Below are 16318 nucleotides of genomic sequence, written 5' to 3'. Positions count from 1 at the left end.
AGTTAACTTCAAGTCCCTAGCTGGCAAGTGAAGCAACTATGGTTGGTAATCTTATTACTCTAGATATAAATACTTATAATTCCTTACAACAGGAACTAATAGAATTACGTCAGGTTGTTGCTTGTTGGGAAAGTGCTGAATCTGCAACCACCTGGAAAAATGACCAACAGCAGATGCGGTTATTTATAGAATACACGCCAGCTGCGATCGCTATCTTTGACCGTCAAATGCGCTACCTACAAGTAAGTCGCCGCTGGCGAGAAGATTACGGCTTGGATAACCAGGAATTTATCGGTCGTTCTAGTTATGAGGTATTCCCACAGACTAAGCATTGGCAGGAAATTCACCAACGTTGTTTGGCAGGAAATATCGAAAAATGTGAAGAAGATATTTTTCCTCGCGTAGATGGGACAGTCGATTGGGTGAAGTGGGAGATACATCCTTGGTACGAAGACTCTGGCGAGGTTGGGGGTATCATCATTTTCGCTGAGGTAATTACTGCTCGTAAGCAAGCAGAGGCAGCCCTCAAATGCTTGAATGAAGAGTTAGAAGCCAAAGTTGAGGAACGCACAGCAGCATTGCGTCAAAGTGAAGCTCGGTTCCAGCGACTAGCAGATAATGTTCCAGGGATGATGTATGAACTTAGTCTCAAACTTGATGGTACATTGCACTTTTCCTATGTTTCTTCTGGTTCACGAGAGGTTCTAGGACTAGCGCCAGAACAGATACAAAAAGATGCGTTGATCACCTTTGCTTATATTTATCCAGAGGATATTCCAGGTGTACAGGCAGCAATTGCTCACTCTGCCCAAACTCTGCAAGATTATGAACATGACTGGCGGGTTGTCACTCCCTCTGGCCAGCATAAATGGGTGAAGGGATTTGCTAGGCCAGAACGTCAGCCAGATGGTGAGGTAATTTGGCATGGTTATTTATTTGATATTAGCGAACAGCAAGCTGCGTTGAGCGATCGCAAACTAGCAGAGCAACGACTGCAAGAACAGGCACAGTTTTTGCAAAGCATTTGGGAAGGCGTGGACTATGGCATTTATGTTCTAGATGTTTTAGACAATGGCACAGAGTTTCGTTTTCTTAACTTCAATCCCGCCATTATCAAAGCCAGTCCCATGCCTTTGGAACCTTTATTCGGAAAAATATTGGCAGAGGCACTACCTGCTGATATGGCACATCTTTATCGTCAACGCTACCGTGAATGCGTTAATTCTGGCAAGACGATGTTATTTGAGGAATCTTTCTGGGCTAATGGCCAGGAAACTTGGTGGGAGATAAATATCACACCTCTGTGGAATAGTACTTCACAAATTTCTCAACTTATTGTCACAGTCATAGACATCACAGAACGTAAGCAAGCAGAAGAAGAACTTAAAGCCAGCCAACACTTTATTCAACGTGTTGCCGATTCTTCTCCCAATATTCTTTACATCTTCGACCTCGAAGAACGTCGCAACGTTTATGTGAATCAAGAACTGGCAATTATTCTTGATTATTCCCCTGAAGAAATGCAACAGATGGGAGCAAATTTGATTGCTCATATTCTACATCCAGACGATGTAGATAAGTTGAAATCTCATCATCAAAAAATCCTTACTGCTAATGATGGCGACATCTTTAAAGATGAATTTCGGTTAAGACGTGGGAATGGTGAATGGTGCTGGTTATACAATTGGGAAACACCGTTCATGCGTAATAATGATGGTACAATACGGCAAATTTTAGGTGTATCAACAGATATTACTGAACGCAAACAAGCCGAGATAAAATTGCAACAACAAGCCCAAAATTTAGAAAATACTTTGTATGCACTGCAACGCACTCAGTCCCAACTGATTCAAAGTGAGAAAATGTCTTCAATAGGTAATATGGTTGCAGGTATTGCCCACGAAATTAACAATCCGGTCAATTTTATTCATGGTAATCTAATTCCAGCGAGTGAATATGCTCAAGACTTATTGCGACTGATAGAACTCTATCAACAGCATTACCCCAATCCCCCAACAGAAATTCAAGCAGAAATTGCAGATATTGACCTAAATTTTCTTAAAGAAGACCTGATCAAACTCCTTCAATCTATGCGCTTAGGTACTCAGCGGATTCGTGAAATTGTACTGTCGTTGCGGAATTTCTCTCGTCTTGATGAGTCTGAAGTGAAGGATGTTGATATCCATGAAGGTATTGATAGTACTCTGATGATTCTACAAAACCGCTTGAAAGCTAAACCAGATCATCCGGAAATTTCCGTGATTAAGGAGTATGAGAAACTTCCTCCTATCACGTGCTATCCTGGTCAACTAAATCAGGTGTTTATGAATATTCTTAGTAATGCTATTGATGCTTTAGAAGAGTCAGTTGTTAACGGAAAAACAACTGATCATCCCTCAATTTGTATTCGCACTGAAATTCTTGATAGTAGCTGGGTAGCAATTCGCATTGCCGATAATGGTCGAGGAATTCCCCAAAATATACTGTCAAAATTATTTGACCCTTTCTTTACTACTAAAGATGTGGGCAAAGGTACAGGATTGGGGCTATCTATTAGTTATCAGATTGTGGTAGACAAACATCGAGGAAAGTTATCTTGTCATTCAACACCTGGAAAAGGGGCAGAATTTGTCATTGAAATTCCTGTTAGTCAGTGAGCAGTTATAGCAATTCTCAGATGAATGAAATACACCCGGACTCAAAGGAGTCAGGAGCCAGAATATTAAAGCCGAGCGTAGTCAAGGCTTGAATTCTCCTGAATTCTGACTCCCTGATGAAGACTGTATTGCACTCGACTGAAAACCGCTATATCAGTTATCAGTTGTTGCTGATTTTTGTCTCACGTAGAGTAGGGGTGAGTACATTTTATCTCTCCATATTTTATATTATCAAATAGCTCACTTCTCAGAAGATTTTTATTATATTGTGTTGCCAATATTACATAAATTGCACATAATTTATTTCTGTTAAAACTGGGGAATTATTAATAATAATTTTTAAATTTATGCTTGACAGGTATAAAATTATACTTTAATATAAGTGCATGATAAAGGCGATCGCCCAATCCCGCTAAGAAGAAAGCGATCGCCTTTATGTAAACCCGATAACCGGATCACAAATACAATGATGGCACACATACAAAAGTTCGTAGATCACCAAAAGTCCACTCAATCCCAGCTAGAGCAGTCTTTTAAACACTCATTTCCCCAAAGAGAACCAATTAAACATCTACTAATTGGCTCTCCTAAAGCCGTTACCAGCACCATTCACTATCTACAGGTAATTGGCTACGCCAGTGTTGGCGACTGGAGTCCATTGCTACCAACCACCAACTCAGGTGAAGTTATGAGTATTTTAAGCCGTCAAATTCAAACCCCATAACTCCCTGTAGAGAGGTTGCAATGCAACCTCTCTCAAAGCGAATATTGCGAGAATTTCAGTTAAGTTTGTAGTAAGGACTTTAGTCCTTGATTTCTAAGCACTTCAGTGCTTACTACGAACTATGGGACAGACTACTAGTAGTGCGTCAAATTGATTTTGACGGGTTTGTAGTGTGAGCGTCCCGCTCACGACGCGAGCAAGATGCTCGCATTACCCGTCAATTAGTGCTTGACAGACTACTAGTTAGGTTAACTTTAGGAGCGAGAAAGTCATGTTACTTCAACTCAACCAGCTAATCGTACCTGTCGGTCATCAGTTATTGATTAAAGATATCTCTTGGTCAGCATATAAAAATATTTTGGCAGAATTGGGAGAAAATCGTAATGCGAGAGTATCTTACAGCCAAGGGGTGTTAGAAATCATGGCTCCATTACCAGAACATGAGGTATCTAAAGTTATTATTGGGGATTTTGTCAAAGCTTTATTAGAAGAACTCAATATGGAATTTTGGAGTCTGGGTTCTACAACTTTTGACCAAGAAAAAATGGCTGCTGGGGTAGAACCTGATGATTGTTTTTATATTCAAAATGAAGCCGCTGTTCGAGGTAAGGATAGAATTGACTTAACTGTTGATCCACCACCAGATTTAGCCATTGAAATTGATATTACCTCCCGCACCCGTTTCAACAATTATGAAGTGTTGGGAGTCCCAGAATTGTGGCGTTGGAATGGAACTAAGTTAGAAATTAATGTTCTAGTTGAGGGTAAATATGTAAAATCTACCAGTCGTATTTTTCCTGGTTTACCAATTGCTGAAATTATTCCGGAATATTTAACCCGGAGTAAAATTGATGGGAGAAATGCGGCGATGAAAGCTTTCCGTGCTTGGGTACAAGCGAATCGGTTGAGTTGAGATCAGAGTTAAACCAATAATGTTTTTCCACCAATTGGCTGGTGATATAAAACCATTAGTTGACTGGTATTTAAAGTTTCTACTGCATAAGCTTTTCCTGTTAAGTCGCTGAATTCTACTTCAAAGACTTCATGTTCATATTCATCTACAATTGTTCCTACTTGACCACGGTACAATCCCAATTTTGGTAAGTCTTCGGTTAGAGCAACAACATCTAATAATTTCATGGCTATTATCTCACTGATTAGATTACATAACAGGTGACTAGGCGGGGGAAATTTTCATCATTTCGTACTATCCAAATACTCTGAATCATGGCTTGTTTGTTGGCACGAGTAATGAGAAAATCGGTGATATATTTTTGACTGTATGGATTACTTTTACCAGGGATTGATCATAATTAGCTACTGCTTGTAAAAGTATAGTTTGTAGTTCTTCTGCATCATTTAAATCTAAATTAAGGGCGGATTTGAATACACGAGCTTTGTGTTTTCCCTCTGGATGCTCTGGATTGAGACAATACCCGGCGATTTTTTCTATTTCAACGATAGCGTGTTGAGCTTAACGGGTGACAACATGGCTAAACCGCTTGTTTCATAAGGGATAGAGCCTGAAAGCCACGTTGAAAAAATAGGCGTTTGTGAGGCTTGAGAGCCATTAACAAGAGAGCTAAATCAGCCCATAATTCCATACCATATATCCATAGTTGTCCGTAAAGAGCAAAGCTAAAATCGCTGTGGCGAGAGGTCTGGTCATTGTGTTCTTTAATACGTCCGGCATAAGTTTCTATGCCTAGATTTTGCATCTGTTGACCATGCATTGTAGCTAAACTATAAGCAATTACAATCAATAATACTAAAGCTAAAAAACGAGTTTCATTCACTTTGGTATCTTCTAGGTTATAACCACCCGTCTTACAATCTTTGAAGAATTGCTCAATCCCCCATCGGCAGCGATAGAGGCATAAAGTTTGTTGAAGAGTTGGTAAATTCGTCAAGATGTACCAAGGCTGTTTTGAGCCATTATTGCGATATTTCCTTTTCCAATAAACAGCGATGTTAAATAAACCCAATTCATCCGCTTTACCACATTTAACGCCCACATAAAACTTTGACATTCCTGGCTGAAAACCTTGGTCTTTAAGTACCTGATATTCAAGTCCTGGTTGTGACTGGAAGTGAAGGTCTTTCTTCTGACGTAAAGCAAAGTAGATTCCTTGATCATCAAGCCATTTAGCGAGTTTAGGACTATGAAATTCTCTGTCTGCCAACACCACAACTCGACATTTTTTCAACAGCTTCATCGCCGTATTTATCAATCGTTTTTGCGTTTGTAAATTACTGTTTCCCACATGATTTAATGTTTCCCAATATAGTGGTAAGGCATGAGTACCCCATACCAATGTCACCATAAATACATTCCGCCCTTTCCACTGAGTTCTATCCAGTGCCACCATCCAATAACCATATTTTTGATGCTTTTTCTTATCGAAATAACGTCGCTGTTCTCGATTTAATTTATGTCCTGTTCTCTGTTGTCTGATCCAATATTTGATCAGGGGAAACCACAATAATTTCACGCAGAGATTACCTACCACTAAAAATCTTTGTAGATTGCGTTTTCGACTTTCATATGTAATTGCTTGCGGAAATAAGCTGGCCAATGTTGACAGCTTTACTTGTCGATGAGCTTGTATCAGTAACAACAATAACTCCAGTGTCAGATACTGCTGTTCACTCAAGTGCTTGCGGAAGATAGTTTGATATGATTGTGGTAACATTTTATTTTTTGTGGGGGTTTACTTCCCCCTATTTTTTTACCACCTTATTTTCTCAAATTCTTACCACATCTCATCTTGAGCCACCTTGTCACCCGTTAAGCGTGTTGAGGATTAGGAAGTTTCATCATATTATGAGTTATTTTGTGGTTAACCCGTAATAGAATCGTTCATATTTTTTGTTCAAAAATTCTGTTTTGCCCCATTTCTTACAGGGGATTTTGATTGAGCCGGACAATTATTCGGTTTTGCAACCTACCAAGCTATCCGACTCAGTTTGATATTCGGAGGTTGTCGCCTTCCCCACGGGAACAGGTCTGGACTCCCTGATGTACACCCGATAAATTCCCATTTATCAGTTCTGACTTTGGGGAGCGCTCACGCGAGAACAAGAACGACGCGAAAACCGATATTGTTGTTACGGTTCCCACTGCGACAGTTTTCTGGGTTGTTGTTCCAAGAACCACCACGCAGCAGTCGGAAGTGCCTATCCCTTCTTCACTCTCTCGCAAATACGAGAGTAGCGAATATCTTTCTTCGCAACCGTTGGGTATTGCCATGATTTAAATGTGCTACCCAACTTTGTAATCTTTGCGATACTTGTTGTTGGCTAATTTTACCATGAGCATAATCAATTTGCATTTGTTTTAATCTGCGTCGCGCTCGCCGGAGGTTTTCTGTCCGCACGCGAATTCGATTTGGTAAGATGCGAAAACCTAAAAAGTTAGCTCCGTGTTTAGTTTCAAATAACTGACTTTTAACAGGATGAATTTTTAATCTTAAAGTTGCTAAATATGCTTCTATTGCTAGACGAGCATTTGCTAGAAAATTGTGGTCATCGGCAAATAGGGCAAAATCATCAACATAGCGGATGTATTTTTGGGCTTTTAATTTTTCTTTAACAAAGTGGTCAAAACTATTGAGGTAAATATTGGCAAAGAATTGACTTGTTAAATTGCCAATTGGTAAACCTCGTCTGCGTTGAATTGGTGTAAGTAAATCATCACCTGGGAAAAAATCGACAATATTTTCTTGGGCGTTGCTGTTGTCGATAATGGTGTCGATGAGCAACAGTGCATCCCGCTTGGCATATTTTAGCGGTTGCAGTAAATCATACTGGTTTATGCCGATCGCGTTCCCGCTTCGGGTTGCCGAAGGCATCGCCCAATTTTTCGCCATTTCATTTTGATTCTTGGTTAGCTTGATTACTTCCAAACAATCAAGGGTGGGGAAACCCCACCCCTACGGGCTTTGCGATTTGCACCTATACCTTACTGATGGCATGATCATAACTGGTTAATGCGATCGCTATCTCATTTTGATTCTTGGCGTTTGAATGTCAGCTTAATTGCTCCTTTCCCCCCAGCTTTTGCACCATTGCCAATTAACTTTACTTCTCCCTCGCCACTAATTTCTACCGATAGCTCAATTTCTGATAACTGCATTCCAGAGTTAACTTGAGCCTGCTGTTCTGCGCGGCTGAATAAGCGTCCTACTACTTGCAGAAAGTGAGTCATTTCTTGCTCTAATTTTTGCGCGCTGACTTTAACTGCATCTCCTACGCTTTTGCTACCAGTACTTTCCCTGGTTTCGTCTCCCCAGTCACCACCTCTGGAAATCCCGCCTCTAGTTCCGTCGGGAATCGATATTTGATGGGTGTCGTCGGTGACAATCCAAATGCTATCTGAAGGTGTATCTGGCATAACATATTTAAGTGGCTACAGATTTTTCCATGCCTAAATATACAACGGTACAAATGGTAATTTCCGAGTAGTTGAATAATTTTGTATTGTAGTAATTCCAGCTATTGCGATTGCTTCGTTCCTCGCAATGACATTGTATAGCGCTCTTAATGGAAAATGTATATCGTGTTAAAAAAGTCCAAGTTGCGGCACTCCTCCGCGATTACCTACGGTGTACACACAAATTGGCTTTTATCTAGGAGGGTGCCTTAACGGTGAGAGTACGGCACCGAAAATCTCGGACGGCGCTTTAGCCTCCGGCATAACACACCCTACGAACTACGTGGATTTAATCATATATTTTGATTCAATATTAGCGATCGCATCTTGTCTAGTTATTTAATCCAAAGCATCTGTCAGTGCGGTAATAGCTGCGCTTCTAGCCGCAATTTGGTCAAGATATGCTTGAGCGTCTTCGTCGCCAAAATGCTTCTTGAGAGTGAGGTAAGTATTAATAGGTGCATAATATAAGATGACTACTGCTTCATAAGTGCCATCATCTGGACGGCATACCTGCCAAGTTTTTAAAGTGTAGATGTTTGCCTCATCTTCGGAATCGTCACATCCTCTCACGCGGACATAATACTTTCCTGTTTGATTTTTAAGATCACGTTCAAGTTCTTTGAGGAACCTTTCTAGTGGCATTCTAGTTGTACAACCACCTGAAAGTGGTAGGTTAGGCGCAGATGGCATTTGATGACTAATAGCTTGTATTCTGATGGGGTTTTCATCCCAGTCAGCATAAAGTATTGGATTCATAATTAAGACCAGAATTTGAATTTACAATCGTACTCTTTGTCTTTTTCTGTTGGTTAAGCAGTAGTGTCTATGCCGTTGTATGGTTCAGATTCTTGCTCACATTTTTCTTGTGCTTCTTTGTCGTTACTAGCTCGAATCCGAATACTCTCTTCTTGTAACTGTGCTTCTTCATCTGGCAGATACTCACCAAATTCATTGCCGCTAGTCTTTTTGGTGAACCAACCCAACAGTGTTTGGTTGTCGATATATATGTTACTATAATTCCTCTTCACTAGAATGCATTAGCTATGGTTTTTATTCGGGTGTATTGTTTTGATTTTTGCTGAATTTAAGAACCTGTTTTGATTGGTATAACTGGGGTGGACTATCTGCCCTGACCAAAATAAATGCTTACTTCGTTATCATGCAATTACTTATATGTCAAGATGCATTTGGGCAAAATGCCCTAAAAAACGCACTTTAAAAGTAAGCAAAAAGTAAGAAACGAATTTTCTGCGAGAAGTTAAAACCTTTATATAGAGAGGATAATAGATGGTTCAACCGCGCAGGCACTTTGCCCAGCATTGGCTCAAAAGTGAAAAGGTACTCGACGCGATAGTCAAGGCGGCGGGGTGTACATCAGATGACCGCATCTTGGAAATCGGACCAGGAACCGGCATTCTTACACGTCGTTTATTACCCTTAGTACAATCTTTAGTCGCAGTGGAAATAGACCGCGATTTATGTCAATTACTCGCCAAGCAACTCGGTAAAAAAGAAAATTTTTTGCTGTTACAAGGCGACTTTCTCACATTAGATTCACCATCACAGTTAACAGCATTTCCCAAATTCCAAAAGCAAAATAAAGTTGTCGCTAATATTCCCTACAATATCACCGGACCAATCATCGAAAAACTCTTGGGTACAATCAGTAATCCCAATCTAGAACCATTTGATTCCATAGTATTATTAGTACAAAAAGAAGTAGCAGAAAGGTTGTATGCTAAACCAGAATCAAGAGCTTTTGGAGCTTTGAGTGTCAGGGTGCAATATTTAGCTGATTGCGAGTTAATTTGTCCAGTTCCAGCCGCAGCATTTTACCCAGCACCAAAAGTCGATTCCGCAGTCGTGCGATTACGTCCGCGACAAATAGAAACCCCCGCACTTGACCCCCGAAAATTAGAAAGTTTAATCAAATTAGGGTTTGCAGCCAAGCGGAAAATGTTACGAAATAATCTACAATCAACAGTTGAACGCGATCGCCTGACACACTTACTCCAACAATTAAACATCAACCCCCAAGTCCGCGCCGAAGACCTCAGCGTCCAGCAATGGGTTACTCTCAGTAATCAGTTAACAGTGAACAGTTAACAGTGAACAGACTGACCCTGATACTTCGACTGCGCTCAGTACAAGTAACTGATAACTGATAACTGATAACTGTATATGCCTTCCTACACCCTCATCGCCCCTGCTAAAATCAACTTGTATCTGGAAATCATCGGCGACCGTCCAGATGGATTTCATGAGTTAGCAATGATACTGCAAAGTATTGACCTTGCCGACCAAATTGATGTACGTGCTGCAAGCACAGACAGCATCCGCGTCTATTGCGAACACCCACAAGTACCGACGGATAAAAGTAATTTAGCATACCGCGCTGCTGAACTCATGGTGGCAAAATTTCCAGATGCTTTCAGCAAATATGGTGGTGTAGAGATTACCATCAAAAAGCGTATTCCCGTAGCAGCTGGGTTGGCTGGAGGTTCCGCAAATGCCGCAGCGGTGTTGGTGGGGATAGATTTATTATGGAAATTGGGGCTAACTCAGTCAGAATTAGAAGAACTAGGAGCAACACTAGGTTCAGATGTACCCTTTTGTGTGGCGGGTGGAACTGTCATTGCTACAGGTAGAGGTGAGCAACTTTCTCCTTTACCAAATTTAGATACTATATATATAGTGTTAGGGAAATACCGCAGCTTGGAAGTTTCCACAGCTTGGGCATACAAGACCTATCGACAGCAATTTGGTAATACTTATATTAGAGATACCAAAGATTTAGCAGCCCGTGCTAACGCAGTTCATTCGGGAGCCATAGTCAAAGCTATCTTAAAGAAAGACGCAGTAGACATCGCCCAAAAACTGCATAATGATTTAGAGCGAGTGGTATTACCAGCGTATCCCCAAGTGCTGCAACTGCGAGAAGTGTTTGCCAAGCAAGCAGGTGTTTTAGGAACAATGATGTCTGGTTCTGGCCCCACGGTATTTGCGCTTGTAGAATCTCACCAGCAAGCCGAAGCAGTTAAGTTGCGTGTCAGAGACGAAATTCCTGACGAAGATTTAGAATTGTTTGTGACTAGGACAATTACACATGGGATTCAGTTAACAGTTAACAGTTAACAGTTAACAGTTAAGAGTCAAGAGTCAAGAGTCAAGAGTCAAGAGTCAAGAGTCAAGAGTCAAAACCCTAGTTCTTCCCCCACTCTCCCTGCCCCCTGCCCCAGTCCCCAGTCCCCAGTCCCCAATCCCCAATCCCCAATCCCCAATCCCCAATCCCCAATTCAATGAGTGACCCCAATTTAACCCCCCAACTAGATACCCAAGGACAAATACAATCAACTCCTTTACGCTGTATAGCTGGGGCGATTGTGTCTGGAGGAATGGGATATGCACTTTATTCAATAATGATTGCGATCGCTACAAATTTTGCCACAAAACCCATCCATTCAGATAACCAGCTAGTGATCAGGATTACCTCCGCTGTTCGCACCCTAGTTGTCGGGATAGTGGCGCTAGGAACCGGGATATGTGGAATCATCGCTATTGGCTTGCTGGCGTTAGCAGTGCAATTGTTAGTACAAAAATGGACAAAGCCCAAAGAAAATTAGCTGCAACTTAGGGGTACATAACCGCCAGCCATAGTGCGAGTTTTGATGAGTTGTCGCTTCGCATTTTTAGAAGCCTGCAAAAGCTGGTGCTGTTTTCGCCAATTTTTAGGAGGTAATCCATGATGTTGACGAAACTGGCGAGAAAAATGACAAGCATTTTGATAACCCAATGCTAAAGCAATCTGCTCAATTGTCTGACTAGTATCCATAAGTAAGGGGCGTGCTGCAGCCATCCGTCGGCGGACAATCCAGCCGTTGACAGTATCTCCTGTTTTTTCAGCGACTCTATGTGTCAAGTAAGCCGATGAATAACCAACTGCAGTAGCCACATCAGACAAAGTAATTCCTTGACGATAATTAGCTTCGATAAAATCGAAAACGTCTTTGAGTTGGGGAACGAAGGGAAAAATAGATTCAGAAACTACCGATGAAGTTGGATGAGAGTTATGAGTATACCAGTCATTGAGGAGAGCTTGCTTTTCTAGTCGCACAGCGATCGCTCTCAGCAATTCCTCAACAGTAGAAGGTTTGGTAATATAGTCATCTGCACCCAACTCCATACCTTTGCGAACATCAGCCTTAGTATCAATACCCGTGAGAAAAATGAAGGGAATCACTGCAGTCAGAGGATTTTGGCGCAGAGTCATCAGCACACTATAACCATCCATATCTGGCATCAGAATATCGCAAATCACCAAGTCAGGCCGATACAATTGCGTTTGTTGGATACCAACAAGACCATTTGGGGCGGCTATAGTCTCAAAACCTTCCGCCTCTAAACCGATTAAGAAGAGATCACGGGTGACTACATCATCTTCAATCACAAGAATTTTTTTCGACGATTCGTACATCATTTTTCCATCACTAGAATTTTTGGTAAGAAATGATGACCAGCATAAGTTATCTTTTTCCTAGGCAGGACTTACATAACTAGCACACCTATCTTTTTGTATAAGAATCAAGGGCTTGAAACTGTTTGATAAGTAGTTATGGGTAGACATTTACAAGCGGTCAAATGTATCAGGCATTTCGTGAATCGGTAAAGTAACTTCAGACTTCAGTTGACCAATGGCAGTATGACAGTAACAGTAGTACCTAAATCAACTTCACTGTCCACAGCAATTTTACCGTTATGTAAATCCACAAGAGCTTTGACAATCGATAGCCCTAATCCATTACCGACGATATTATTAGTCTTACTACCCCGATAAAATGGGTCAAATAGCTGCTGTCTATCTGTTGGAGAAATGCCAATCCCCTGGTTTTGAATTTGGAAAATTACCCGCTCATTCTCACAAGAGAGTTTTAAATCAACCGGACTGCAACTGGGGGAATATTTAATTGCATTGTCCAGCAACTTCTTCAGAATAACCTCTAACAGTCTTTCATCCATACAGACATTGCAGCAGTTAGCTTGAGTAACAAAATTAATGCGGTTTTGACTATCACTCATCTGCATTTGTGCCACTAACTCATGGCAAAATTGCACTAAATCAAGTCGTTTTGGCTCAAAATTGAGTTTGGCTGCTTCTGCCTTAGCAAGAAACAGTATATCATCCAACAACTGGTTGATTTGTCCGACTGATGTTTCAATACGAGCCAGCAATGACCGGATTTTTTCCCCTGTCCATTCGTCGAGATGTCGCTTAAGTAAACTATTAGAGAACGAAACCACATTCAAAGGTGTCCGGAACTGATGGCTTGCCATCGCCAAAAAGTGAACTTTTTTTTCGGCGTGTACTAAGCTCAAATCTATTACGTCATCACTCTCCTGACGAGCAAAAGCACAACCAAACTCTCTACCTTGTTGTTGTAGATAGGTGATGGAGATTTCCACCAAACATATACGACCCCTCTTTGTGCGATAACGAGATTTAAAGCTGACGGAGCCTTTAGCCGTAAGATGTCGCCATTTCTCTGACCATTCATGTAGGGAGAAATCAATATCTATGTCGCGCAATGTCATCGCCAGTAATTCCTCACGGGAATACTCACTCATGCGACAAGTCGCATTGTTGACGTAGAGAAACTGCGCCTTTGCTCCTAAACAAAAGGCACTATCCATAGCTTGATTGATCAGAAAATCAGCGAATTGTAACTCGGCTTCTGGCTGTAGACCCAATTGAGAGTTGGATTGAACTAACGCAAGTTCGCCAGAATTCATATCCCTATTCCCTCCTTTGAATAAGTCTGCACTATAACCATAGATAAGCTGATAATTACAACTTCCTAAAATTTTTATAGCGCTATAAGGTTTTCACAAAGAAATCAAATCAGAAAGCCAAAAATATTAATTAATTGTGATTTTATCAGCAAAAACGGAATATTTTATTTTGTTTACGCAAAGAAATATTTACAGATTTTTTGTTGACGGTTGATAGTCAGCAGTGAACGGTCTACACGATGAAATATACACAGTCGCTTACTCAATATTTTGTCTTTTACATAAGTTATACCTATTACATTTTTGAATCAATTGACTCACTCCTTACAGATTCTGTTCCACAACATAACAAGTTAGCGGAAACTAGAAGTAACGAAAATGATTTACCCTTATATCTTTTTGTCAATTCGGATTTAGACGCATTTATCTGGATAGTCCTAACCTGAATAAGCAAATTTTGCTTATATATGTTACTTTTATTGACTTACTCTCTCAGGGATTTAACTATAGAATAATATACCAGTTCATCTGCCATAAGGAATAAATTTTAGCCAAGTAATTACGTGTGTATTGCTCAGGTATCTCTCGAAAGAAAGAAAAAATGTTAAGAAGCTAAGTGTTGATGAATACAAATCATCTCAAACATCGAGTACTTAAAGTGTTTCCGGAGAACCTAAGACTGGTGATTGCAAGCAATTCCTGATTTCCTCAAAAACGATAGATGATGAATGCAGTCTCAAAAACACACAATTTTAGGGAGGAAGCCCCTTCAGTCCTAAATAACCTAAATATGGTAATAAGAACAAATAAAATTCCAAGAGCGAAAAAACAGATAGGTCTATCAAAAAATTGTGCATACATTAGTTGTATAACATTGAGTAGTCTTAACGAAGAAGCTGCTTCTGCACTCCGAATTTAACTAGATATCTAAACAAATATAGGAATCCGATTTGATTATGAAAAAAATCTAAGTAGCTGTAGTAGATAGGGTTATGCCTTACAAAACCATGATACGGTGACCTACGTATATTTCAGAAATCAATATTCTCTAGTTAATCTCACTCAGTTATTTTTTGTTTACACGTAAACACCACACAAACTTTATTCCAAATATTTTATAGTGTGACAACTTTACATTAATTAATCTTAATAAAGAGGAGTGATTAACCTTGTATATTTTATGTTTACTTCAAAAATTTAGCCGGGTGCAGGCGATTATAATTCAAAAATATCAAATCAAACCTCTATATTAAAGTAGTTTGTTTTCTGAAAGAATTAGCTAGATAATCAATAATCTGATTTGAATTTACACCAAAGAGCGAATGCCATGACTCAAAAAATCACTGGTTTTAACACTCAGATGGGTAAAAAAATTAGTACTGAACAAATAGAACAGATTGTGAAAGCGATTATATCGGGTAAATATTCCTGGGCATGTGTTTTAATTCTGCGCTTTGCTGGCTATAACCCTATAGATTATATACCTTACCGTACTTATATCAGATTGCTGAAAAACAACTACCTGGGTGATAGATCCAAACCCAATCAAAGCGATAGTGAGACTTTAAAAGTTTTGGAGATAAAATCTAACTTAATTCGGTTGTGAAATCACAAAAACTTGGGTCAATTGTTATAAATTGACCAAGTCTCATGAGAAAAATTGGCATATTTATTGCCGTAGGTTAGGCTACAAACTGCAAATTTGATACTTTCTAGTTCATTCCATTTCTTTATTCCTAGTAGCTTATGGTTTACCCAGTTACGAACACCAATACTTATCTGCAACCTATTCTCAAAGAGATTATTTGGCATAAAAAGCAAGAAGTAGCACAATTGCATCGAGAGATGTCTTTAGCTTCTTTGCAACGCCAATTAACTGCATCTCCTACAGTGAGAGACTTCTTCACTGCTTTGCAGCAGAGTCCTTACCGGCCTAGCTTAATTGCAGAAATCAAGAAAGCATCACCAATTCATGGCATTATTCGGACAGACTTTGACCCAATAGCGATCGCCAAAGCTTACGAACGTGGTGGAGCAACTTGTATATCCGTCCTTACAGAAGCGACGTTCTTTCAGGGAAGTTTCGATCATCTGCGTGCAATCCGCCACAGAGTACCATTACCTCTACTGTGCAAAGATTTCATCATTGACCCCTGTCAAATTTATTTAGCAAGAACATCAGGTGCAGATGCAGTACTATTGATTGCAGCCATTCTATCTGATCGGGAACTCCAGGACTTTGTGCGGGTAATTCACTACTTGGGGATGAATGCCCTAGTAGAAGTGCATACCCTAGCCGAACTAGATCGCGCACTCAGGCTTGACGATCTCCGCTTAGTTGCAATTAATAACTTGAACTTAGCAGATTTCACCGTAGATATCGAAACCACCCAACAACTGCTAGCAGCAAGGCTGACGCAATTACAAAACCTAGGTGCGATCGTTGTCAGTGAATCGGGATTGTATACACCTGCTGATTTATCTTTGATGGCTGAGTTTGGTGCAAATGCGGTTCTGATTGGAGATTCTTTACTGAAACAGCAAAACGTCGAACTGGCTGTGCGTCGTCTCCTGAGACGTGATACTCCTACCTCTGGAGAGTTTGGGAAGAGAATTTAACAGTTTCAACTGGCCTGAAGAAAGTGAACAAACCACAGATGAACACAGATATTTATCTGTGTTTATTTGTGTTTATCTGTGCAAAAATCCGGAAAT

The 16318-nt window shown here is 40.3% G+C and carries 18 protein-coding genes; 8 read left to right on the top strand and 10 right to left on the bottom strand.

What is annotated here, in order from left to right; translation table 11 throughout:
• Positions 1 to 38: 38 nt before the first annotated feature.
• From CAL7507_RS27860 to CAL7507_RS27850, 3 genes are all read left to right on the top strand, one after another.
• The gene (locus CAL7507_RS27860) at positions 39 to 2657 is read left to right on the top strand and encodes a PAS domain S-box protein (protein WP_015131832.1); all 2619 of its coding nucleotides are present in this window, start codon (positions 39 to 41) and stop codon (positions 2655 to 2657) included.
• Positions 2658 to 3123: 466 nt separating this feature from the next.
• Complete coding sequence (locus CAL7507_RS27855) at positions 3124 to 3381, top strand: hypothetical protein (RefSeq protein ID WP_015131831.1); 258 nt, start codon at positions 3124 to 3126, stop codon at positions 3379 to 3381.
• A gap of 271 nt (positions 3382 to 3652) precedes the next feature.
• Positions 3653 to 4294 carry a Uma2 family endonuclease gene (locus CAL7507_RS27850; RefSeq protein WP_015131830.1) on the top strand — a complete coding sequence of 214 codons (642 nt, stop codon included), beginning with the start codon at positions 3653 to 3655 and terminating at the stop codon, positions 4292 to 4294.
• A gap of 8 nt (positions 4295 to 4302) precedes the next feature.
• Here CAL7507_RS27850 and CAL7507_RS27845 read toward each other — a convergent pair whose 3' ends face one another.
• The 8 genes from CAL7507_RS27845 to CAL7507_RS31155 all read right to left on the bottom strand — a co-directional run bounded on the left by CAL7507_RS27845 (position 4303) and on the right by CAL7507_RS31155 (position 8844).
• A complete protein-coding gene (locus CAL7507_RS27845; RefSeq protein WP_015131829.1) occupies positions 4303 to 4521 on the bottom strand; it encodes a DUF4926 domain-containing protein in 219 nt (72 codons plus the stop codon).
• A gap of 17 nt (positions 4522 to 4538) precedes the next feature.
• Entirely contained in the window at positions 4539 to 4634 is a 96-nt protein-coding gene (locus tag CAL7507_RS33750) for a DUF6883 domain-containing protein (RefSeq protein WP_369750951.1), read from the bottom strand.
• Positions 4607 to 4825 (bottom strand): DUF6883 domain-containing protein, encoded by a 219-nt coding sequence (locus CAL7507_RS33745; RefSeq protein ID WP_369750949.1) that lies wholly within the window; start codon positions 4823 to 4825, stop codon positions 4607 to 4609. The genes CAL7507_RS33750 and CAL7507_RS33745 overlap by 28 nt, the downstream gene beginning before the upstream one ends.
• Before the next feature lie 49 nt (positions 4826 to 4874).
• Positions 4875 to 6074 carry an IS4 family transposase gene (locus tag CAL7507_RS27840; RefSeq protein WP_015131828.1) on the bottom strand — a complete coding sequence of 400 codons (1200 nt, stop codon included), beginning with the start codon at positions 6072 to 6074 and terminating at the stop codon, positions 4875 to 4877.
• Positions 6075 to 6569: 495 nt separating this feature from the next.
• Complete coding sequence (locus tag CAL7507_RS27835; RefSeq protein ID WP_015131827.1) at positions 6570 to 7250, bottom strand: RNA-directed DNA polymerase; 681 nt, start codon at positions 7248 to 7250, stop codon at positions 6570 to 6572.
• A gap of 134 nt (positions 7251 to 7384) precedes the next feature.
• Entirely contained in the window at positions 7385 to 7774 is a 390-nt protein-coding gene (locus tag CAL7507_RS27830; RefSeq protein WP_015131826.1) for a hypothetical protein, read from the bottom strand.
• Between the two features lie 378 nt (positions 7775 to 8152).
• Positions 8153 to 8572: a hypothetical protein gene (locus CAL7507_RS27825; protein WP_015131825.1), complete on the bottom strand. Its 420-nt coding sequence runs from the start codon at positions 8570 to 8572 to the stop codon at positions 8153 to 8155.
• Positions 8573 to 8625: 53 nt separating this feature from the next.
• Positions 8626 to 8844, bottom strand: a complete 219-nt coding sequence (locus CAL7507_RS31155; RefSeq protein ID WP_015131824.1) for a hypothetical protein — start codon at positions 8842 to 8844, stop codon at positions 8626 to 8628.
• Between the two features lie 259 nt (positions 8845 to 9103).
• On the opposite strand from CAL7507_RS31155, the gene rsmA reads away from it, so the two are divergent.
• From rsmA to CAL7507_RS27810, 3 genes are all read left to right on the top strand, one after another.
• Positions 9104 to 9922, top strand: a complete 819-nt coding sequence (rsmA, locus tag CAL7507_RS27820; protein WP_015131823.1) for a 16S rRNA (adenine(1518)-N(6)/adenine(1519)-N(6))-dimethyltransferase RsmA — start codon at positions 9104 to 9106, stop codon at positions 9920 to 9922.
• A 75-nt stretch (positions 9923 to 9997) separates the two neighbouring features.
• Positions 9998 to 10951 carry a 4-(cytidine 5'-diphospho)-2-C-methyl-D-erythritol kinase gene (gene ispE / locus CAL7507_RS27815; protein ID WP_015131822.1) on the top strand — a complete coding sequence of 318 codons (954 nt, stop codon included), beginning with the start codon at positions 9998 to 10000 and terminating at the stop codon, positions 10949 to 10951.
• Between the two features lie 164 nt (positions 10952 to 11115).
• Positions 11116 to 11439, top strand: a complete 324-nt coding sequence (locus tag CAL7507_RS27810) for a DUF3082 domain-containing protein (protein WP_015131821.1) — start codon at positions 11116 to 11118, stop codon at positions 11437 to 11439.
• Here the strand turns inward: CAL7507_RS27810 and CAL7507_RS27805 are convergent.
• Positions 11436 to 12293 carry a response regulator gene (locus CAL7507_RS27805; protein ID WP_042341639.1) on the bottom strand — a complete coding sequence of 286 codons (858 nt, stop codon included), beginning with the start codon at positions 12291 to 12293 and terminating at the stop codon, positions 11436 to 11438. The genes CAL7507_RS27810 and CAL7507_RS27805 overlap by 4 nt on opposite strands.
• Before the next feature lie 203 nt (positions 12294 to 12496).
• The gene (locus CAL7507_RS27800; RefSeq protein WP_015131819.1) at positions 12497 to 13603 is read right to left on the bottom strand and encodes a sensor histidine kinase KdpD; all 1107 of its coding nucleotides are present in this window, start codon (positions 13601 to 13603) and stop codon (positions 12497 to 12499) included.
• Between the two features lie 1327 nt (positions 13604 to 14930).
• Here CAL7507_RS27800 and CAL7507_RS27795 point away from each other — a divergent pair.
• A complete protein-coding gene (locus tag CAL7507_RS27795) occupies positions 14931 to 15209 on the top strand; it encodes a HetP family heterocyst commitment protein (RefSeq protein WP_015131817.1) in 279 nt (92 codons plus the stop codon).
• 140 nt (positions 15210 to 15349) lie between these two features.
• Positions 15350 to 16222: an indole-3-glycerol phosphate synthase TrpC gene (trpC, locus tag CAL7507_RS27790; protein WP_015131816.1), complete on the top strand. Its 873-nt coding sequence runs from the start codon at positions 15350 to 15352 to the stop codon at positions 16220 to 16222.
• Positions 16223 to 16318 lie beyond the last annotated feature (96 nt).

Source organism: Calothrix sp. PCC 7507 (assembly GCF_000316575.1).
GTDB lineage: Bacteria > Cyanobacteriota > Cyanobacteriia > Cyanobacteriales > Nostocaceae > Fortiea.
Note: the sequence above shows the minus strand (reverse complement) of the source record. Positions and strands in the feature narration are given on the sequence as shown.